This is a genomic window from Geodermatophilus sp. SYSU D01045 (assembly GCF_054050295.1).
The window spans coordinates 36,500-51,928 of the sequence record NZ_JBJGZB010000006.1 but is presented as its reverse complement, the minus strand read 5'-3'; the positions used below and the strand labels follow the sequence as shown (position 1 = coordinate 51,928).

General features: G+C 74.5%; 13 protein-coding genes and 1 tRNA gene. 8 read left to right on the top strand and 6 right to left on the bottom strand.

What is annotated here, in order from left to right:
- Window positions 1–350 precede the first annotated feature (350 nt).
- Window positions 351–1,253: a maleylpyruvate isomerase N-terminal domain-containing protein gene (locus ACI798_RS06765; RefSeq protein ID WP_457047538.1), complete on the top strand. Its 903-nt coding sequence runs from the start codon at window positions 351–353 to the stop codon at window positions 1,251–1,253.
- Here ACI798_RS06765 and ACI798_RS06760 read toward each other — a convergent pair.
- A complete protein-coding gene (locus ACI798_RS06760; RefSeq protein WP_457047590.1) occupies window positions 1,250–2,467 on the bottom strand; it encodes a M23 family metallopeptidase in 1,218 nt (405 codons plus the stop codon). The genes ACI798_RS06765 and ACI798_RS06760 overlap by 4 nt on opposite strands.
- A gap of 458 nt (window positions 2,468–2,925) precedes the next feature.
- On the opposite strand from ACI798_RS06760, the gene ACI798_RS06755 reads away from it, so the two are divergent.
- Window positions 2,926–3,471, top strand: coding sequence for a DUF1707 SHOCT-like domain-containing protein (locus ACI798_RS06755; RefSeq protein ID WP_457047537.1), 546 nt, complete (start codon window positions 2,926–2,928; stop codon window positions 3,469–3,471).
- Between the two features lie 537 nt (window positions 3,472–4,008).
- On the opposite strand, the gene ACI798_RS06750 is transcribed toward ACI798_RS06755, so the two are convergent.
- Window positions 4,009–4,218 (bottom strand): DUF4177 domain-containing protein, encoded by a 210-nt coding sequence (locus ACI798_RS06750; protein ID WP_457047536.1) that lies wholly within the window; start codon window positions 4,216–4,218, stop codon window positions 4,009–4,011.
- Window positions 4,219–4,452: 234 nt separating this feature from the next.
- Here ACI798_RS06750 and ACI798_RS06745 point away from each other — a divergent pair, with 234 nt between their 5' ends.
- Complete coding sequence (locus ACI798_RS06745) at window positions 4,453–4,692, top strand: hypothetical protein (protein ID WP_456902659.1); 240 nt, start codon at window positions 4,453–4,455, stop codon at window positions 4,690–4,692.
- A 184-nt stretch (window positions 4,693–4,876) separates the two neighbouring features.
- Window positions 4,877–4,950: transfer RNA gene (locus ACI798_RS06740), tRNA-Ile, on the top strand.
- Window positions 4,951–5,042: 92 nt separating this feature from the next.
- On the opposite strand, the gene ACI798_RS06735 is transcribed toward ACI798_RS06740, so the two are convergent.
- Window positions 5,043–7,310, bottom strand: a complete 2,268-nt coding sequence (locus ACI798_RS06735) for a hypothetical protein (RefSeq protein WP_457047535.1) — start codon at window positions 7,308–7,310, stop codon at window positions 5,043–5,045.
- Window positions 7,311–8,072: 762 nt separating this feature from the next.
- On the opposite strand from ACI798_RS06735, the gene ACI798_RS06730 reads away from it, so the two are divergent.
- The gene (locus ACI798_RS06730) at window positions 8,073–8,897 is read left to right on the top strand and encodes a bestrophin-like domain (RefSeq protein WP_457047534.1); all 825 of its coding nucleotides are present in this window, start codon (window positions 8,073–8,075) and stop codon (window positions 8,895–8,897) included.
- A gap of 21 nt (window positions 8,898–8,918) precedes the next feature.
- Here the strand turns inward: ACI798_RS06730 and ACI798_RS06725 are convergent, their stop codons facing one another.
- Window positions 8,919–9,494 (bottom strand): dihydrofolate reductase family protein, encoded by a 576-nt coding sequence (locus ACI798_RS06725; protein WP_456941847.1) that lies wholly within the window; start codon window positions 9,492–9,494, stop codon window positions 8,919–8,921.
- A gap of 96 nt (window positions 9,495–9,590) precedes the next feature.
- On the opposite strand from ACI798_RS06725, the gene ACI798_RS06720 reads away from it, so the two are divergent.
- Together ACI798_RS06720 and helR are read left to right on the top strand one after the other, a co-directional pair.
- Window positions 9,591–9,821, top strand: a complete 231-nt coding sequence (locus ACI798_RS06720; protein ID WP_456941846.1) for a hypothetical protein — start codon at window positions 9,591–9,593, stop codon at window positions 9,819–9,821.
- A 153-nt stretch (window positions 9,822–9,974) separates the two neighbouring features.
- A complete protein-coding gene (helR, locus tag ACI798_RS06715) occupies window positions 9,975–12,125 on the top strand; it encodes an RNA polymerase recycling motor ATPase HelR (protein WP_456941845.1) in 2,151 nt (716 codons plus the stop codon).
- A gap of 43 nt (window positions 12,126–12,168) precedes the next feature.
- Here helR and ACI798_RS06710 read toward each other — a convergent pair whose 3' ends face one another.
- Window positions 12,169–13,206 (bottom strand): NAD(P)-dependent alcohol dehydrogenase, encoded by a 1,038-nt coding sequence (locus tag ACI798_RS06710; protein WP_457047533.1) that lies wholly within the window; start codon window positions 13,204–13,206, stop codon window positions 12,169–12,171.
- A 157-nt stretch (window positions 13,207–13,363) separates the two neighbouring features.
- Window positions 13,364–14,386 (bottom strand): zinc-dependent alcohol dehydrogenase family protein, encoded by a 1,023-nt coding sequence (locus ACI798_RS06705; RefSeq protein ID WP_457047532.1) that lies wholly within the window; start codon window positions 14,384–14,386, stop codon window positions 13,364–13,366.
- A 129-nt stretch (window positions 14,387–14,515) separates the two neighbouring features.
- Here ACI798_RS06705 and ACI798_RS06700 point away from each other — a divergent pair, with 129 nt between their 5' ends.
- Window positions 14,516–15,403, top strand: a complete 888-nt coding sequence (locus ACI798_RS06700) for a helix-turn-helix transcriptional regulator (protein ID WP_457047531.1) — start codon at window positions 14,516–14,518, stop codon at window positions 15,401–15,403.
- Window positions 15,404–15,429: the final 26 nt, after the last annotated feature.

The window sequence follows — 15,429 nt, the reverse complement described above, 5'->3', positions numbered from 1 at the left end:
ATCGATTCGGTGACAGGCTGTGGTCAACGGCGGTGGGCCAGGGCTTCCGGGGACAGTGTGCACGATGAGGTGCCGGTCGCGCCAGTGCGGATGCAGCGACTGTTCCGGATGTGACCACACCCGCCCCGCAGGTCACGGAAGTGCTGGTCAGCGCCATACCACGACCGGTGGCGCGGCGTCCAACCCGAGGTCGGACGGCCCTGACGGTACACCGTGGCTCCCGTCACCGGCCGTTGCGGGAGCCCGTGTCGTATACGGAACTCTGTCGACCGTCGGTGACGCACGGTGAACGCCCCGCGGGAGTGTCGGTCACCCTGCGAGATCGTCCGCGGGGTGGGTAGGGGCCCGGCATGGGACGCGACGACGGGACGCACGGGATGGCCGACGCCGGCCGGGACGTGGTCGGGCCGATGGTGCTCGGCGCCTGGGACGCCTTCCTCGAGCAGGCGGCCGCGGTGGACCTCGACCGGCCGACGCGGCTCCCGGGCTGGCGGGCGCACGAGGTGTGCGTGCACCTGGGCTGCTGGCCCGACCACGCCGCCCTGGCCGACCTGACGGCGTCCGCCCGGGCCGGCGGCACCGGGACGCCGGCCGACGTCGACGCGACCAACGCCCGGGTGACCACCGCCCACCGGGACGCCTCGCGGGAGGAGGTCCTCGCCGCGCTGCGCCGCAACCGGGAGGCGACCGCCCGCTACCTGGCCGAGGAACCCACGGAGCTGGACACCGCGCCCGCCGTCTCGACGGTGGGGCGGCTGCCGATGCTGTCGGTGGTCCTGGGCCAGGCCTACGAACTCGCGGTGCACGGCCTGGACCTGGTGCCGCTGGGCGCTCCCCCGGTCCCGCCGGCGGTCCTGGACGCCGGGCTGGCCGCGCTGGCCGACGTCACCGGCGCACTGGCCGCCTCGTCGGGCATCGCCGGCGGCGCCGCACTGGTCAGCCCCGGCGGCGGCTGGGTCTTCGCGGCCGACCCGCCGGGCTGGACGGTGCGGCGGGTCGCCGGAGGACGGCCCCGCGGCGCCGTCGTCGAGGCCGCGGCCGACGTGCTGCTGGAGGCGGCGTCGGGGCGGACCAACCCGGCCGCGGCGCTGGTGCGGCGCCGGCTGCGGGTGCGCGACCTGCCCGAGCTGATGCGGCTGGCGCCGATCGTCGAGTCGGCGCCGGGCATCCCCGGCGGCCCGATCCTGGCGCTGGCCGCGCGGACCGTCGGGGGCGCCGGCGACCTGCTCGGCCGGTTCCGCGGGCGCCGCTAGCAGGCGCCGCCCAGCGAGACGCCGTGCGCCTGCAGCCACGGCATCGGGTTGACCCGGCTGGCGTACAGCCCGCCCTCGTGCACCTCGAAGTGCAGGTGCGGTCCGGTGGACTGGCCCTTGTTGCCGACCTCGGCGATCTGCTGGCCGGCGGTCACGACCTGGCCGGCCGAGACGAAGAACCGGTTGACGTGTCCGTAGAGGGTGATCGAGCCGTCGTCGTGCTGCACGTAGACGGCCTGGCCGAAGCCGCTGGCGGGACCCGCCTGCAGGACGACGCCGCCCTCCGGGGCGAAGACCGGGGTGCCGATCGGGGCGGCGATGTCCACGCCCTGGTGCATGGTCCCCCAGCGCGGGCCGTAGCAGGAGGTCACGCGGCCGGTGGTCGGGGCGATGCCACCGCCGGCGCTGGACTGGACGTTCACCGCGGCCTGCTGCTCGGCGGCCTGCTGGGCCTCCCAGGCGGCCTCGGCCTCGGCGATGCCGCGCAGCCGCAGCAGCTCGACCTCGGCCGCGCGCAGCTGCTCGTCGAGGCGGGCCTTCTCACCGGCCAGGGCGTCGTAGTCGCCCTGCGCCTCGGCCAGCCGGGCGTCGGCGGCGGCCTGGGCCTCCGCGGCGGCCGTGGCGGCGGCGTCGCGCTCCTGGACGGCGGCGCGGGCGGCGGCGTCGGCCTCCTCCTCCTGGGCCTCGAGGACCTCGTACTGCTGGAGGGTCTCGGCGCGCTGGGCGCCGAGCAGGTCGAGGGTGGCGGCGCGCTCGAGGACCTCGCGGGGGCCCTGGCTGTCCAGCAGCACCGAGGCGGTGCCGCCGAGGTCTCCCCCGTTGCCCATGTAGGCCTCGCGGCCGAGCTCGACGACCTCGTCCTGGGCCTGCGCGACGGCGTCGCGCGCGGCCTGCAGCTCGGCAGCGGCCGCGGTGGCGGCCTCCTGCGCGGCGGCGAGCTCGGCCTGGGCGACCAGCGCGGCGTCCGCGGCGGCCTCGGCCTCGACGGTCATCCGCTGCAACTGCTCCTCGGCGGTGGCGACCTCGCCCTGGATCCGGCTCACCTCGGCGACGAGGGCGGCCTCGGCGGCCTCGGCCGCGGCGACGTCGTCGTCGGGGTCCGCCATCGCCGGGACGGGCGCCGCCATCAGGAGCGCGGCGGCGCCGGCGGCGAGCACGGCGCGGCGCAGCCGCCGGGTGGCGGGGCGGGCGGGGCGGGCGGTCCGGTGGTGCACGGTCGCCAACGGGGCGGATCTCCCTCTCCTCGCGGCCGCCTGCCGGGTCGGGCCCATCCGGCGGGACGGGCACCCTGCCCGCGTCCGGCGTCCGCGGGCGCGACCGAGCCGGGGACCTCCGTGCGGTCCCCGCTCCCGGTCCGGACCGGGACGGTCAGGCGGAGTCCGGCCGGGGTCCTCGTCGGTCCGAGGCGCAGCGGCCCGGCAGGACCGCGGGCGAACGTACTACGGATGGGACGGGTGAGGTCACGGGGACATAACGGTCCCGGCGTGTCCGCTTGCGCTCTCAACCGTCTCAGCACTCCCCTGACCTGCGGGTCTCACGGTGCGTGTCCGGAATGACACTCCTTGTCACTCCTGCGTCCGAGGCATGTCCCACGGTGCCCGGCCTCACAGGTCCGTCACAGGAACGGCGGGCAGGCTGACCGGCCGGACCGGCTCTCGTGGGGAGGAACGACATGGACGGGACCCCGATCCCAGGACCGGCGACGCCGTCGGACGGCCGGGTGCGGTACACGGCCGCCGTGAACGGCACGGCACGGCCGGGCGCCACGCCGCAGGCGCCGCCGGTGCGCGCCACCGACGCCGACCGGCTCGCGACGGTGCACCGGCTGCAGGACGGCGTCGCCCGCGGGGCGCTCACGCCCGACGAGGGCGGGGACCGGATGGCGGCGGCCTGGGCCGCCGTCCACCTGCGCGACCTCGCGCCGCTGACCGCCGACCTCCCGCCGGTGGCGGCCGCGCCGCGGCCCACCGCGCCGGGCTGGCGGCCGCTGGGGCTCATGGCCTGGGAGCAGGTGCGGACCACCGTCGCCGGGGCGCGCGCCGGCCGACCCGCGGCCGTGCGCATCGCACTGGTCGGCCTGGTGACCCTGCTGGTGCTCGTGGCGTTCGGCTCGCTGGTCCTGCACGGGCTGGCCGAGGGGTTCGGCGGCGGTCCGGACGGGTTCCCCGGCGGGCCCGACGGGTTCGGCGGCTTCGGCGACGGGCCCGGCCGGGGCTGATTCCCCCCGGCCGGGCCCGCCCGCGCACGGGGTCAGGCGCTGTCGCCGGTGGTCCGTCGTCGGGGACGGTGCCGGTCGTGCCGTCGTCGGTGCTCCCGTCGTCGAGGCCGGGCGGGGTGCCGGGGAAGCCGCCGGTGCCACGCGGGAGGCCCTGCCCGCTGCCGGACCTCCGGGGACAGGGCGCGGCGGAGAGGCGGCCGGCGCCTGCGCCGGGGGCGGCGCGGCTGCGGTCGTGACGGACGGCGAACCGGGGGCCGCACCCGCCGAGGTGTGCTCGGGGTACCAGGCCAGGACGGCCGGGGGCTCCCAGCGGGTGCCGTTCGGGGTCTGCTGGTCGTTCACGGTGCTCCTCGTGGTCCGGGCAGCACCCACGGTGGCGACCGTCGCTGGGGCGCAGCCACGCGGAGGCCGTGAGGTCACTGCGGGACCCCTCCGGCGTCAGCTCCGGAGCGCGCGTCGAGGACCGGGTCCTCGGTCGTCCACCAAGCAGGGAGGCTCCCGGCCGACTCACCACCGGCGCGAGCGCCGCCGGCGTGATCAGGCGAGGGGCCGCTCGAAGGTGACCAGGAGGCCCTCCACGCTGCCCGGCCCGATGCGGCCCTTCACGTCGACGGACGTGATTGCCTTGAGCTGCCAGCCCTCGCGAGCGTGCTCGTTGAGCACCCTCTCGAGCTTGTCGCCGGACATCTTGCCGCCGATCATGCCCTCGCGGAGTTCCTCGACCTTGTACTCGTAGCGTCCGGCCATCGATCGCTCCTCCCGGTGGTGCCCGAGGGGTCAGTCTGGCGGGCCGGACGCCCGCGCGTCCCACGACCGCATCCCGCGGTTGCCGTCCCCGCAGCGGGACGACCGACCGGCCGACGGCGCACTGCGCTGCCCGGACAGCCGTGCCCGCGACGAGGACCACCGGGCGCGGACCGGTGGACGCGCCCGGTCGCCGCGAGTAGACCGGACGTCTCACCCGAGTGGAGGGAGCGGGCCATGACCACCACCAGCGGCCAGGAGGCCGGACAGGTCACCGGCACCCAGGACAAGGACTACAACCTCATCTGGTTCACCGAGCAGTGCCTGAGCAACGCACTCCGGCTGGAGACCTACATCCAGGACGCCGACCGCGACGGCGACGGCGAACTGGCGGAACTCTTCCGCAAGGCGCAGGCGGACAGCCGCAAGGGCGCCGAGCAGGGCAAGCAACTGCTCCGGTCCCGGCTCGGCGGCTGAGCCGGCCGGTCCGACGGACCCCTGGGAGGCGCAGTGCCGGTCTCCCAGGGGTCCGTGGTGTCACGGGCGGGCCCGCCCGGCCGGATCGGTACCCTCGGGCACGGCCCGGCACCCGGTGGAGCGACGGCCGCCACGACCGGGGCCGGACGACGGGGACGGACCGCTGAGCATCGGGTCCGTCGCCGGGGCGGTAGCTCAGCCGGTCAGAGCATGGGACTCATAATCCCTGGGTCGTGGGTTCGAGCCCCACCCGCCCCACAACGAGCCTCCTACCTGCGACGACAGGACCTGGAGTCGACCCCACGACAAGATCGGGACTGCTCCTGCGCCCATGACCCCCGTGTCGCTCGTCACCTGCAGTCCGCGAGCAGACCCGCGACCTCGGCCTGGGTTTGGTCGTACGCGGTCGAGGCTGCGATCCCACGATCCAGTGAGGGCTCACCCATCGCCGCGGCCTCTCGTGCACTGATCGACCCATCGGCCAACTGCTGCATCACGGCATGGTGCTCCCGTAGTGCCTCACCCAGATCGCGCAGGTGGCCCAAGGCGCCGATCTCCTCATCAGCGGCTGCGGTACAGGCAGCCGCCGGCGTCTCCGCGGGGGCCTCGACGCCAGCGCAGTCGGTGAGTCCGTCGTGTGTCACCTCGAACAACACGTCGAAGCTGTCGGCTGCCTCCACGCCCTGCTCGAGGGTGGGTGCCGCGGTCGCCTCGGTTCCTTCCTCGTCCGAGGTCCCCGTCATCTCAGCAGCATGGTGGTCGAAGGCCCGCTGCGCCGTCACGCCGTACACATCCGTGACCAGGCCGGCCCACTCCATCTCGGGCTCGCACACCTCGAAGGCAGTGCTGGGAAGATCATGGAACGGCAACGAAGATTGCCTCGTGGTCGCAGCGGCCTCGGCCTCCGTCGTCAGGGAGACCACGTCTGCGGCCCCGGTCTGGACGAGTCCGTAGAAGTCCGCCATGTCCTCGCGGTAGTCGATCATCTCGTGGTACCGGCGCTCGTAGTCGTTCTGCACTGTGCCGTCGTCTTCGTCGAGGGAGTACCACATCCCAGGACACACGGCGGTCGGGTCGCGGCGGATGTCCTCGCCGTCGTCCCTGCCCTCCAACGTGCCGGCAGGATTGATGCACGAGACCATCTCGGCGGTCTCGATCTCCGTGAGGCTGCGCTGGACGGGGTCGTACAGCCGCATGCTGAGTACTTGCACCGTGGTGACGACCTGAGAACCCGCGGCGAGTCGGTGGAGGGTGCTGAGGTCCTCGACCGGCCACTCGACGACGGTGTATCGGTGCGGGTAGGGACGGGGCAACGTCGCAGGCGTTCCAGCAATCGCCGCTGAGTCCTCTGCCGGCGGCATCGTCAGTTCTTGGTAGTAGGCCTCGCGCTCCGCGCGGTCCACCTCGACGGTGGTGTCCGGCTCGTCCGCGGTGGAGGTGGCGCTCACGGGCGTCGGCAGTCCTTCGCTCCGGACGGATTCCTCGGCCTCCTTGTAGTCGCGGTACTCCTCGTTGCTCAGCAAGGCCTGCGGCACCATCTCGGGCCCGTGACCCGGGACCTTCTCGAGGACCAGCCGGGAACCCTGAGCGACGGCGAGTGACGCCGAGAGTTCCAGTGTCCTCAAGGCGGTCGGCTGGTTCGGGTCCGTCAGTTGCTCCGGGACGTTGACCAGGATGTTGTGCTGGTACTCCTCCCTGGCCTCCAGCCAGGAGCCATCCCCGAGCACCTGGCCCAACTGCAGGACCTGGAAGGCATCGGGTTGACCGGTGCGGGAGATCGCCGCGTCGTCCTGCGCCCTCGGGTCCCCGGCGCTGAAGTCGCCGTACTCGAAGACGGTCGGCTGGTCGCACTCCGGGTCGGTCACGGGTGCCAGTTCCTCGACGAAACAAGCCAGCGCCTGCCGCTCCTCGTCCAAGGGGTTGACCCCGGTGATCTCGGTTCGAGGGGTGTAGGTGACCTCTGTGACCTGATAGAGGGAAGAGACGATCTGGACCTTGGTGTCACTGACATTCTCGATCTTGATGGAACCCTCGAACAGGTGCGGGTCCGCCGTATCGGCCTCACTCGCCGCCGGCTTCAGCTCCGTCGTGACCGTCAGTGCCGCCGCGATGGTCCCCGGTTGGTACTGCTGCGTGTACCACCACTGCACCCCGCCGAAGAGCACGGTCACGGAGAGTCCCCCGGCCACCAGGCGTCCGCCTAGCGCCGTCCACTTCACCTGGGTCGCGGCGTGGTCCTTCGTGCTCGTCCACCCGAGGACGGCCCCTGCGACCGATGCGACCGTGATTCCAGCCCAGGGCACCCAAGCCGGAAACGGGGGGAGTCGACTTGGAGAGAGGCCCGGCGCCCGGTACTGCATCAGGAGCAGGTAGATGCCGGCCAGTGCTCCCGCGACGCCTGCGGCGACTGCTGCAATCCGTCCGTGCGTGTATCGCCACGACTCCCGGAGGAGGACCGCACTGCCGGCGAACAGGGCCAGCCCCGCCACGGCGAACGCGAGCCCGATCAGCTTGTACTGCAGGTCGGCGGCAGACAGGACGTCGAGCAGGCCTACCCAAAAGGTGAAGAGACCGACCACTCCGAAGAGGACGACGGCTGCCCAGACCAGACCGGGCACCCGGCGCCACACGGTGAGGCGCCGGCGGAGGCCAGCACGGGTCTGCTCAGGAGGACCACCGGGGGCCGGTTCAGGAGAAGGACTCGAGTGCATGAGTTCTCACCAGCCGGCTCCGCCGCATCGCACAGTGTGGTCACCGCGCCACTGGCGACGCTAAGTGCTCCACGTCACGCCCTCGTCACCGAACCATCACCGGCCGTCTGCGTCCCGCGGTCCACCGCCGCTCGGGGCTGGTTCGGGGGAGCAACGCGTCGTCCATTCCTCGGGGACTGGGGACCGTGCAAGGGATGCTGCCGAGCGCGTCGTCGAGTACGACCGAGCCGGGACAGGCACGCCTCGGTCTGCCGTCGCCTCACTCGGATCCTTCGGAAGGCGTCCGCCGAAGACCCGGGTACTCGGCGTTGGATGCTCGCGCGTGACCTGCGTCGACCCGGTCGGCACTGCGCAGCGCCTGAGCATCGGTGATCCCCGGGTCGTGGGTTCGAGCCCCACCCGCCCCACCGGACCCGACCTGCGGTCCCGTCCTCCTGGCCGGGCCCGGACGCAGGTCCGACGACGGCCGCGGACCCCTGGTCCGGAGCAGCCCCGTGGTCCTACTGTCCCCCGGTGGAACCGGCTCGGGCGGGGAGCAGCTGCGCTGCCGCCCGGCTGCTCCGGTCGACGGACGACGCCCCGTCGTCCCGCCGCCGGTGACGCTCCCGCCCCGGCGTCCACCGTGACCCCCGGGTCCCGACCGAGCCCGGGCAGGGGCCGGTCCCAGCCGTGGCGAAGGGGGGCGTGGTGCTGTTCTTCGGGCTGAACACCTGGGTCCTGGCGGTCCTGCTCGGCCTGCTCATGATCGGCGTGACGCTCGGCGGGCTGTCCGTCGGTCAGCGGGTGGGTCGCGCCTCGGACAGGTTCCGGGAGCCGCTGGGCGTGCTGCAGGGGGCGCTCATCGGCTTCATGGGTCTGATCCTCGCCTTCGGCCTCAGCCTGGCGCTGGGGCGCTACGAGTCGCGGAGAGCCGCCACCGTCGACGAGGCCAACGCCATCGGCACGACGTACCTCCGCGCGCAGACCCTCCCCGAGCCGGTGCGCACGGAGACGCTCGACCTGCTGCGGCAGTACACGGGCACCAGCATCGAGATCGCCGAGTCGGTGCCGGGGAGCCCCGCTCAGCAGGAGGCGCTCGCGGCGAGTGAGCGCGACCAGCGCCGGCTCTGGTCGCTGGCCGGAGAGGCCCTCGACCGGGAGCCGGACGCCAGCGCCCCCCGCCTCTACGTCGAGTCGCTCAACGAGATGTTCGACGCGCAGTCCACCCGCGTGTACGCCCTGACCAACCGCGTGCCGACGGCCGTGCTCGTCGTGGAGGTCGCCGGGGCCGCCGTGGCCCTCGGCGCGCTGGCCCTTCACCTCGCCCTGCACCTGTCCAGCATCCGGCGCGGGCTGGCCACGACGGTGGTCGCGGCGCTGCTCGTCACCGTCCTGCTGGTGGTGACCTTCGACCTCGACCGCCCGGCCCGGGGCCTCATCCGGGTCCCGGCGACCCCGCTGGCGGACGTCCACGACTCCATGTCCGCTCCCCCGGCAGCCGGCGCTCCCGACTGAGCGCCGGGCACGCGGGTCTCCTCAGGACGCCCCGGGTGGACCCGCGAGGACCGTGGGGACGTACTCGAGCAGCTGGAGCCGGCCGTCGAACAGGCGGCTGTCGACGAGCTCGAGGGCGACGTCGGGATAGCCGTCGTAGACGCGGTCGGCCCCGGTGGCGCCGGTGATGACCGGGAAGACGATCACGCGGAAGCGGTCCACCAGGCCGGCGGTGAGCAGCGACCGGCACAGGCTGACGCTGCCCACCGTGCGCAGCGGCCGCTCGCCGCGTTGCTTCATCTCCCGCACGGCGGCCACGGCGTCGCCGTCGACCAGCTCGGTGTTCGCCCACGACAGCGGCGCCCGCAGGGTGGACGAGAACACCACCTTCGGCATGGCTGTCAGGCCGGCGAGACCGGGGTCGTCGGGGATCTCGGCGGCGAAGCCGGACATCAGCCGGTACGTCGTCGCCCCCATGAGGACGGTCTGCTCCAGGGCGCCGTCCTGCGCCAGCCAGCCGAGGTACTCGGGCCCCTCCATGCCCCAGTAGCCGGGCCAGCCCTCGGCGGCCCCGTAGCCGTCGAGCGAGACGATGAAGTCCACCATCAGGTCGGACATCGGACCCTCCTCCCGTGTCACGGGGGACGACCGGCCACCAGGCAGGAACTCATCGCCGGGTGCAACCGCGGGGGCGCCTCCGTCCGAAGACCGTCCGTGAGCGCGATGCCGGTGGACCCGCGGTGGATCCTGCAGCCCCTGAGCGACGCGGGTCTGGGAAGCGATCAGGTCAGCGACCTCGTCTTCCGCCTCGCCTTCGACGCCGTCGTCGACCCGGGCCGGCTCACGCCCGCGCACCTCGGCTCCCTGGTCGACGGCCAGCCCGCGCACGTCCGGCGGGCGTGGTCGGAGGTGCTGGACCGGTTGACGACGGGGCCGGTGAGCTGACCGGCAGCCGGTGACGGCGGCGGCCCGGCGATCCGGACGTCGGCGGTCGCGCGAGGGGACCGGGAGAGGGAGCCCGTTCGTCCTCCCACCTCAACGTATAGCGGGCCCCGGGGCTTGCGGCAAGACCCGGTCCGGGGCCCACACTCGCCCGCCGTGAGCCCCCTGAGCACCACCGTCTTCGCCCTCCCCGACGACCTCGCCGCCAAGGCGGACCCGGCGCTGGTCGCCGACGACGTCGCGCACTTCGCCGCCGTCGCGGCGAGCCTGGAGCAGACCGTCGCCGAGCTCACCGACCGCCTCGACGCCGAGCGCCGGTCCCCCGGCGGACACGGCCAGGCGGCGCTGGACCGGGACCTCGAGGTGCACCGGCTCACCTCGCGGCTGCGGACCCTGCGCCGCTTCGGCCTGGACCTGTGCCTGGGGCGGATGGTGCCCGCGGACGGCGGCGAGCCGGTCTACGTCGGGCGCCTCGGCCTCACCGACGGCGCGGGCCGCCGGCTGCTGGTCGACTGGCGGTCGCCGGCCGCCGAGCCGTTCTTCGGCGCGACCCACGCGGACCCGATGGGGCTGGCCAGCCGCCGCCGGTACCGCTGGACCCGCGGCCGGATCACCGACTACTGGGACGAGGTGTTCACCCCGGACGGGCTCCGCGGGCACGCCGCGCTCGACGACCAGTCCGCCTTCGTCGCCAGCCTCGGCAGCGACCGGTCGGACCGCATGCGGGACGTGCTGGGCACCATCCAGGCCGACCAGGACGCGATCGTCCGCGCGGGCTCCCGCGGCGCGCTCGTCGTCGACGGCGGCCCGGGCACGGGGAAGACCGTCGTCGCCCTGCACCGCACCGCCTACCTCCTCTACTCCGACCCCCGCCTCGGGCACCACCGGGGCGGGGTGCTGTTCGTCGGCCCGCACGAGCCGTACCTCGCCTACGTCTCCGACGTCCTGCCCAGCCTCGGCGAGGAGGGCGTGCGGACCTGCACGCTGCGGGACCTGGTACCCGAGGGCGCCGCGGCGGGGACGGAGGCCGACCCGCGCGTGGCCGGGCTCAAGGCGTCCGCGCGGATGGCCGAGGCGGTCGAGGCGGCCGTGCGCTTCCACGAGGAGCCGCCCACCCGGGGGACGACGGTGACGACGCCGTGGGCCGACGTCCGGCTGGGCCCCGACGACTGGGCCGAGGCGTTCGAGGCGCCGGACCCCGGCACCCCGCACAACGAGGCGCGCGGGCAGGTGTGGGAGGCGCTGGTCTCCATCGTGGTGGACGCGCACGACGACGAGGACGCCGAGCCGGACGAGGTGCGGCGGGCGGTGCGGCGGGACGGCGACCTGCGCGCGGCGTTCGACCGCGCGTGGCCGCTGCTGGAGGCGGCCGACGTCGTCGGGGACCTGTGGTCGGTGCCGGCCTACCTGCGCCGGTGCGCGCCCTGGCTCGGCGCCGACGAGGTCCGGGCCCTGCAGCGCGCGGACGCGCAGGCGTGGACGGTGTCGGACCTGCCGCTGCTCGACGCGGCGCGGCAGCGGATCGGCGACCCGGAGGTGGAGCGGCGGCAGCGCCGGCACGACGCCGTGGTCGCGGCCGAGCGGGAGCGGATGGCCGGCGTCATCGACGAGCTGATCGCGGCCGACGACTCCGAGCTGCTGCTGATGACCACGCTGCGCCACCAGGACCTCCGCGACGCCCTGGTCGACGGGGCCGCGCTCCCCCAGGCCGACCCGGACGTGCTCGCCGGCCCGTTCGCGCACGTCGTCGTCGACGAGGCACAGGAGCTGACCGACGCGGAGTGGCAGGTGCTGCTGCGCCGCTGCCCGTCACGCAGCCTCACCGTGGTCGGAGACCGCGCGCAGGCGCGGCACGGGTTCACCGGGTCGTGGGAGGAGCGGCTCGGGCGGATCGGCCTCACCGACGTGCGCCTGGCCTCGCTGACCGTCAACTACCGCACGCCCGAGGAGGTCATGGCCGAGGCCGCGCCGGTCATCCGGGCCGCGATCCCGGACGCCAACGTGCCGACGTCGGTCCGCAGCACCGGCGTCCCCGTCGTCCACGGGTCCGTCGCGGACCTGCGGGCGGTCGTGGACGGCTGGCTGGCCGCGCACGCCGAGGGGATCGCCTGCGTCATCGGCGACCCGGCGTTCCCGGCGACGTCCCGCGTCCGGTCGCTGACGCCGGTGCTGGCGAAGGGGCTCGAGTTCGACCTGGTCGTCCTCGTCGACCCGCAGCGGTTCGGCGAGGGCATCGAGGGGGCGGTCGACCGGTACGTCGCGATGACCCGGGCGACGCAGCGGCTCGTCGTCCTCACCGGCTCCTGACACGGGCGGCGCGGGCCCGGGTGCGGGGCCCGCGCCGCCGGTGTCAGAGGGTGGCGGTGTCGATGACGAACCGGTAGCGGACGTCGGAGGCGAGCACCCGCTCGTAGGCCTCGTCGACCCGGTCGGCGGCGATGACCTCGACCTCGGCGCCGATCCCGTGCTCGCCGCAGAAGTCGAGCATCTCCTGGGTCTCGGCGATGCCGCCGATCATCGAGCCGGCGTAGGTGCGGCGGCCGCCGATCAGCGACATGGCGCGCAGGCTCAGCGGCTCGGCGGGCGCTCCGACGTTGACCAGCGCGCCGTCCACGGCCAGCAGCGACAGGTGGGCGTCGACGTCGATCGGCGCGCTGACCGTGTTCAGGATCAGGTCGAACCGGCCGGCCAGCTGGACGAACGTGTCCGGGTCGCCGGTGGCGAAGTAGTGCTCGGCACCGAGCCGGAGGCCGTCCTCCTGCTTCTTCAGCGACTGGGACAGCACCGTGACCTCGGCGCCCATCGCGGCGGCGAGCTTGACGGCCACGTGGCCCAGCCCGCCGAGCCCGACGACGGCGACCCGCCTGCCCGGCCCGGCACCCCAGCGGCGCAGCGGCGAGTACGTGGTGATGCCGGCGCACAGCAGCGGCGCGGCGGCGGCCGGGTCGATGCCCTCCGGGACGGACAGGACGTAGCCGGCGTCCACGACGACGTGGGTGGAGTACCCGCCCTGGGTCGTGGAGCCGTCGCGGTCGGTGCCGGCGTAGGTGGGCACCATGCCGTCGAGGCAGTACTGCTCGTCGCCGTTGCGGCAGTTGGCGCACTCGCCGCAGGAGTCGACCATGCAGCCGACGCCGACCAGGTCGCCGACCCGGTGCCGGGTGACCTCGGGTCCGACCTCGGCGACGACGCCGACGATCTCGTGGCCGGGGACGACGGGGAACGGCTGGGGGCCCCAGTCGCCGTTGACGGTGTGGATGTCGGAGTGGCAGATGCCGGCGTACCGGATCTCGATGAGGACGTCGTCCGGGCCGACGTCGCGGCGCTCGACGGTGGTGGGGGCCAGGGGCTCGCCGGCGGCGGGGGCGGCGTAGGCGTTGACGCGCATGCGGGGAGTGCTCCTCGTTCGGTGGTGCGGGTGTCAGTCGGGGGCGGGGGCCGGGCGGCGGCGACGGCGTCGATGTCGACGTCGCCGGTGAACCGGTCGGCCGGGCCCTCGACGGTGTCGATCGAGCCGCGGGTGACCTGCACGGTGGTGCTCCTCCTCAGGGGCGCAGCAGCGCCTTGATCGCGCGGCGCTCGTCCATCGCCCGGTAGCCCTCGGCGGCCTGCTCCAGCGGGAGTTCGAGGTCGAAGACCTTCCCCGGGTCGATGGCCCGGGTGCAGACGAGGTCGATGAGCTCGGGCAGGAAGCGGCGCACCGGGGCCGGGCCGCCGTGCAGGTGGACGCCGGAGAAGAACAGCTCCTCGCCGGGCAGCGAGACGTCGTGCGCGACGCCGACGTACCCGACGTGGCCGCCGGCGCGGGTGGCGCGGATCGCCTGCACCATCGACTCCTGGGTGCCCACGGCCTCGATGACCGAGTGCGCGCCCAGCCCGCCGGTGAGCTCCTCCAGCTCCGCGACGCCCTCGTCGCCACGGGTGGTGAGGACGTCGGTGGCGCCGAACTCGCGGGCCAGCCGCTGCCGGTCCTCGTGCCGGCTGAAGACGACGACCCGCTCCGCGCCGAGCTGCCGGGCGGCCAGGACGCCGAGCAGGCCGACCGCCCCGTCACCGACGACGGCGACGGTCTTGCCGGGCCCGGCCTCGGCGGCGACGGCGGCGAACCAGCCGGTGCCCAGCACGTCGGAGGCGGCGAGCAGGCCGGGGACGAGGTCGTCGTCGGGCGTGCCGGGGGTGGCGACGAGCGTGCCGTCGGCCAGCGGGATCCGCGCGTACTGGGCCTGTGCGCCGGTCGGGGCGCCGGGCTGCCGGTTGACGCAGTGCGTCTGGTAGCCGGTCCGGCAGATCTCGCAGGTGTTGTCGGAGGCGAAGAAGGAGCCGACGACGAACTGCCCGGGCCGCAGGGTGCGCACCTCGCTGCCGACCTCCTCGACGACGCCGACGTACTCGTGCCCCATCGGCGACGGACCGGCCACCGCCTCGACGCCGCGGTAGGGCCACAGGTCCGAGCCGCACACGCAGGTGGCGGCCAGCCGGATGACGGCGTCGGTGGGCTGCTCGATCGCCGGGTCCGGGCGGTCCTCGACGCGGACGTCGCCGGGGGCGTGGAGGACGGCTCCTCGCATGGTGGTGCTCCTCTGCAGCTGGGGTGTCGACCTCCACGGAACCCCGCCGGACGCGGGCGCGGGGGGTCGGGTTCGTGGGGGTACTGACGCGACCCCCCTACCCCGGCGGCCCGCCGTACCGTCGATCGCGTGGACAACCGCGCCGACATCCGCGACTTCCTGGTCAGCCGGCGCGCCCGGATCACCCCGGAGCGGGCCGGCCTGCTGCCCGGCGGCGGGCGCCGGCGGGTGCCGGGGCTGCGCCGGGAGGAGGTCGCCGTCCTCGCCGGGGTGAGCACCGACTGGTACACCCGGCTGGAGAAGGGCCACATCGCCGGCGTCTCCGAGGAGGTGCTGGAGGCCGTCGCCCGCGCGCTGCAGCTCGACGAGGCCGAGCGGACCCACCTGTCCAACCTGGCCCGCGCCGCCACCCGGCCGGCGCGCACACCGCAGCGCCGCGGCAGGGCCGCCATCCCGCCGCGGGTGCAGTGGATGCTCGACTCGATGACGGGCTCGGCCGCGCTCGTCGCCAACGGCCGCCTGGACCTCCTGGCGACCAACGCCCTGGGGTGGGCGCTGCACTCACCGCTGTTCGACGGCCCGCGGCGGCCCGCGAACTTCGCCCGGTTCCAGTTCCTCGACCCGCGGGCGCGGGACTACTACGCCGACTGGGAGCTCGCCGCCAACACCACCGTCGCGCTGCTGCGGGCGGAGGCCGGCCGCCGCCCGCACGACGCGCAGCTGCGCGAGCTCGTCGGGGAGCTCTCGACGGTCAGCGAGGAGTTCCGGGTCCGCTGGGCGGCGCACGACGTCCGCATCCACCACAACGGCGCCAAGCAGTTCCGCCACCCCGTCGTCGGCACGCTCGACCTGGGCTACCACACGTTCGACCTGCCGGCCGAGGACTCCGCGGACCTGCGCGTGACCATCTACACCGCCGAGCCCGGCTCGCCCTCCGAGGACGCGCTCAAGCTCCTCGCCAGCTGGGCCGCGACCGCGGGGCACGCGCAGCCCGACCCGGCGGCCGACCGCGTCTGACCCGCGCCCCGATCGGCCCGCTGTCG

What these genes read in the sequence shown, in the direction of transcription:
- ACI798_RS06710 (WP_457047533.1), bottom strand. Translation starts at nt 13,206, where the DNA reads ATGCGCGTCAACGCCTACGCCGCCCCCGCCGCCGGCGAGCCCCTGGCC.
- ACI798_RS06725 (WP_456941847.1), bottom strand. Translation starts at nt 9,494, where the DNA reads ATGTCCGACCTGATGGTGGACTTCATCGTCTCGCTCGACGGCTACGGG.
- ACI798_RS06745 (WP_456902659.1), top strand. Translation starts at nt 4,453, where the DNA reads ATGACCACCACCAGCGGCCAGGAGGCCGGACAGGTCACCGGCACCCAG.
- ACI798_RS06705 (WP_457047532.1), bottom strand. Translation starts at nt 14,386, where the DNA reads ATGCGAGGAGCCGTCCTCCACGCCCCCGGCGACGTCCGCGTCGAGGAC.
- ACI798_RS06755 (WP_457047537.1), top strand. Translation starts at nt 2,926, where the DNA reads ATGGACGGGACCCCGATCCCAGGACCGGCGACGCCGTCGGACGGCCGG.
- ACI798_RS06750 (WP_457047536.1), bottom strand. Translation starts at nt 4,218, where the DNA reads ATGGCCGGACGCTACGAGTACAAGGTCGAGGAACTCCGCGAGGGCATG.
- ACI798_RS06765 (WP_457047538.1), top strand. Translation starts at nt 351, where the DNA reads ATGGGACGCGACGACGGGACGCACGGGATGGCCGACGCCGGCCGGGAC.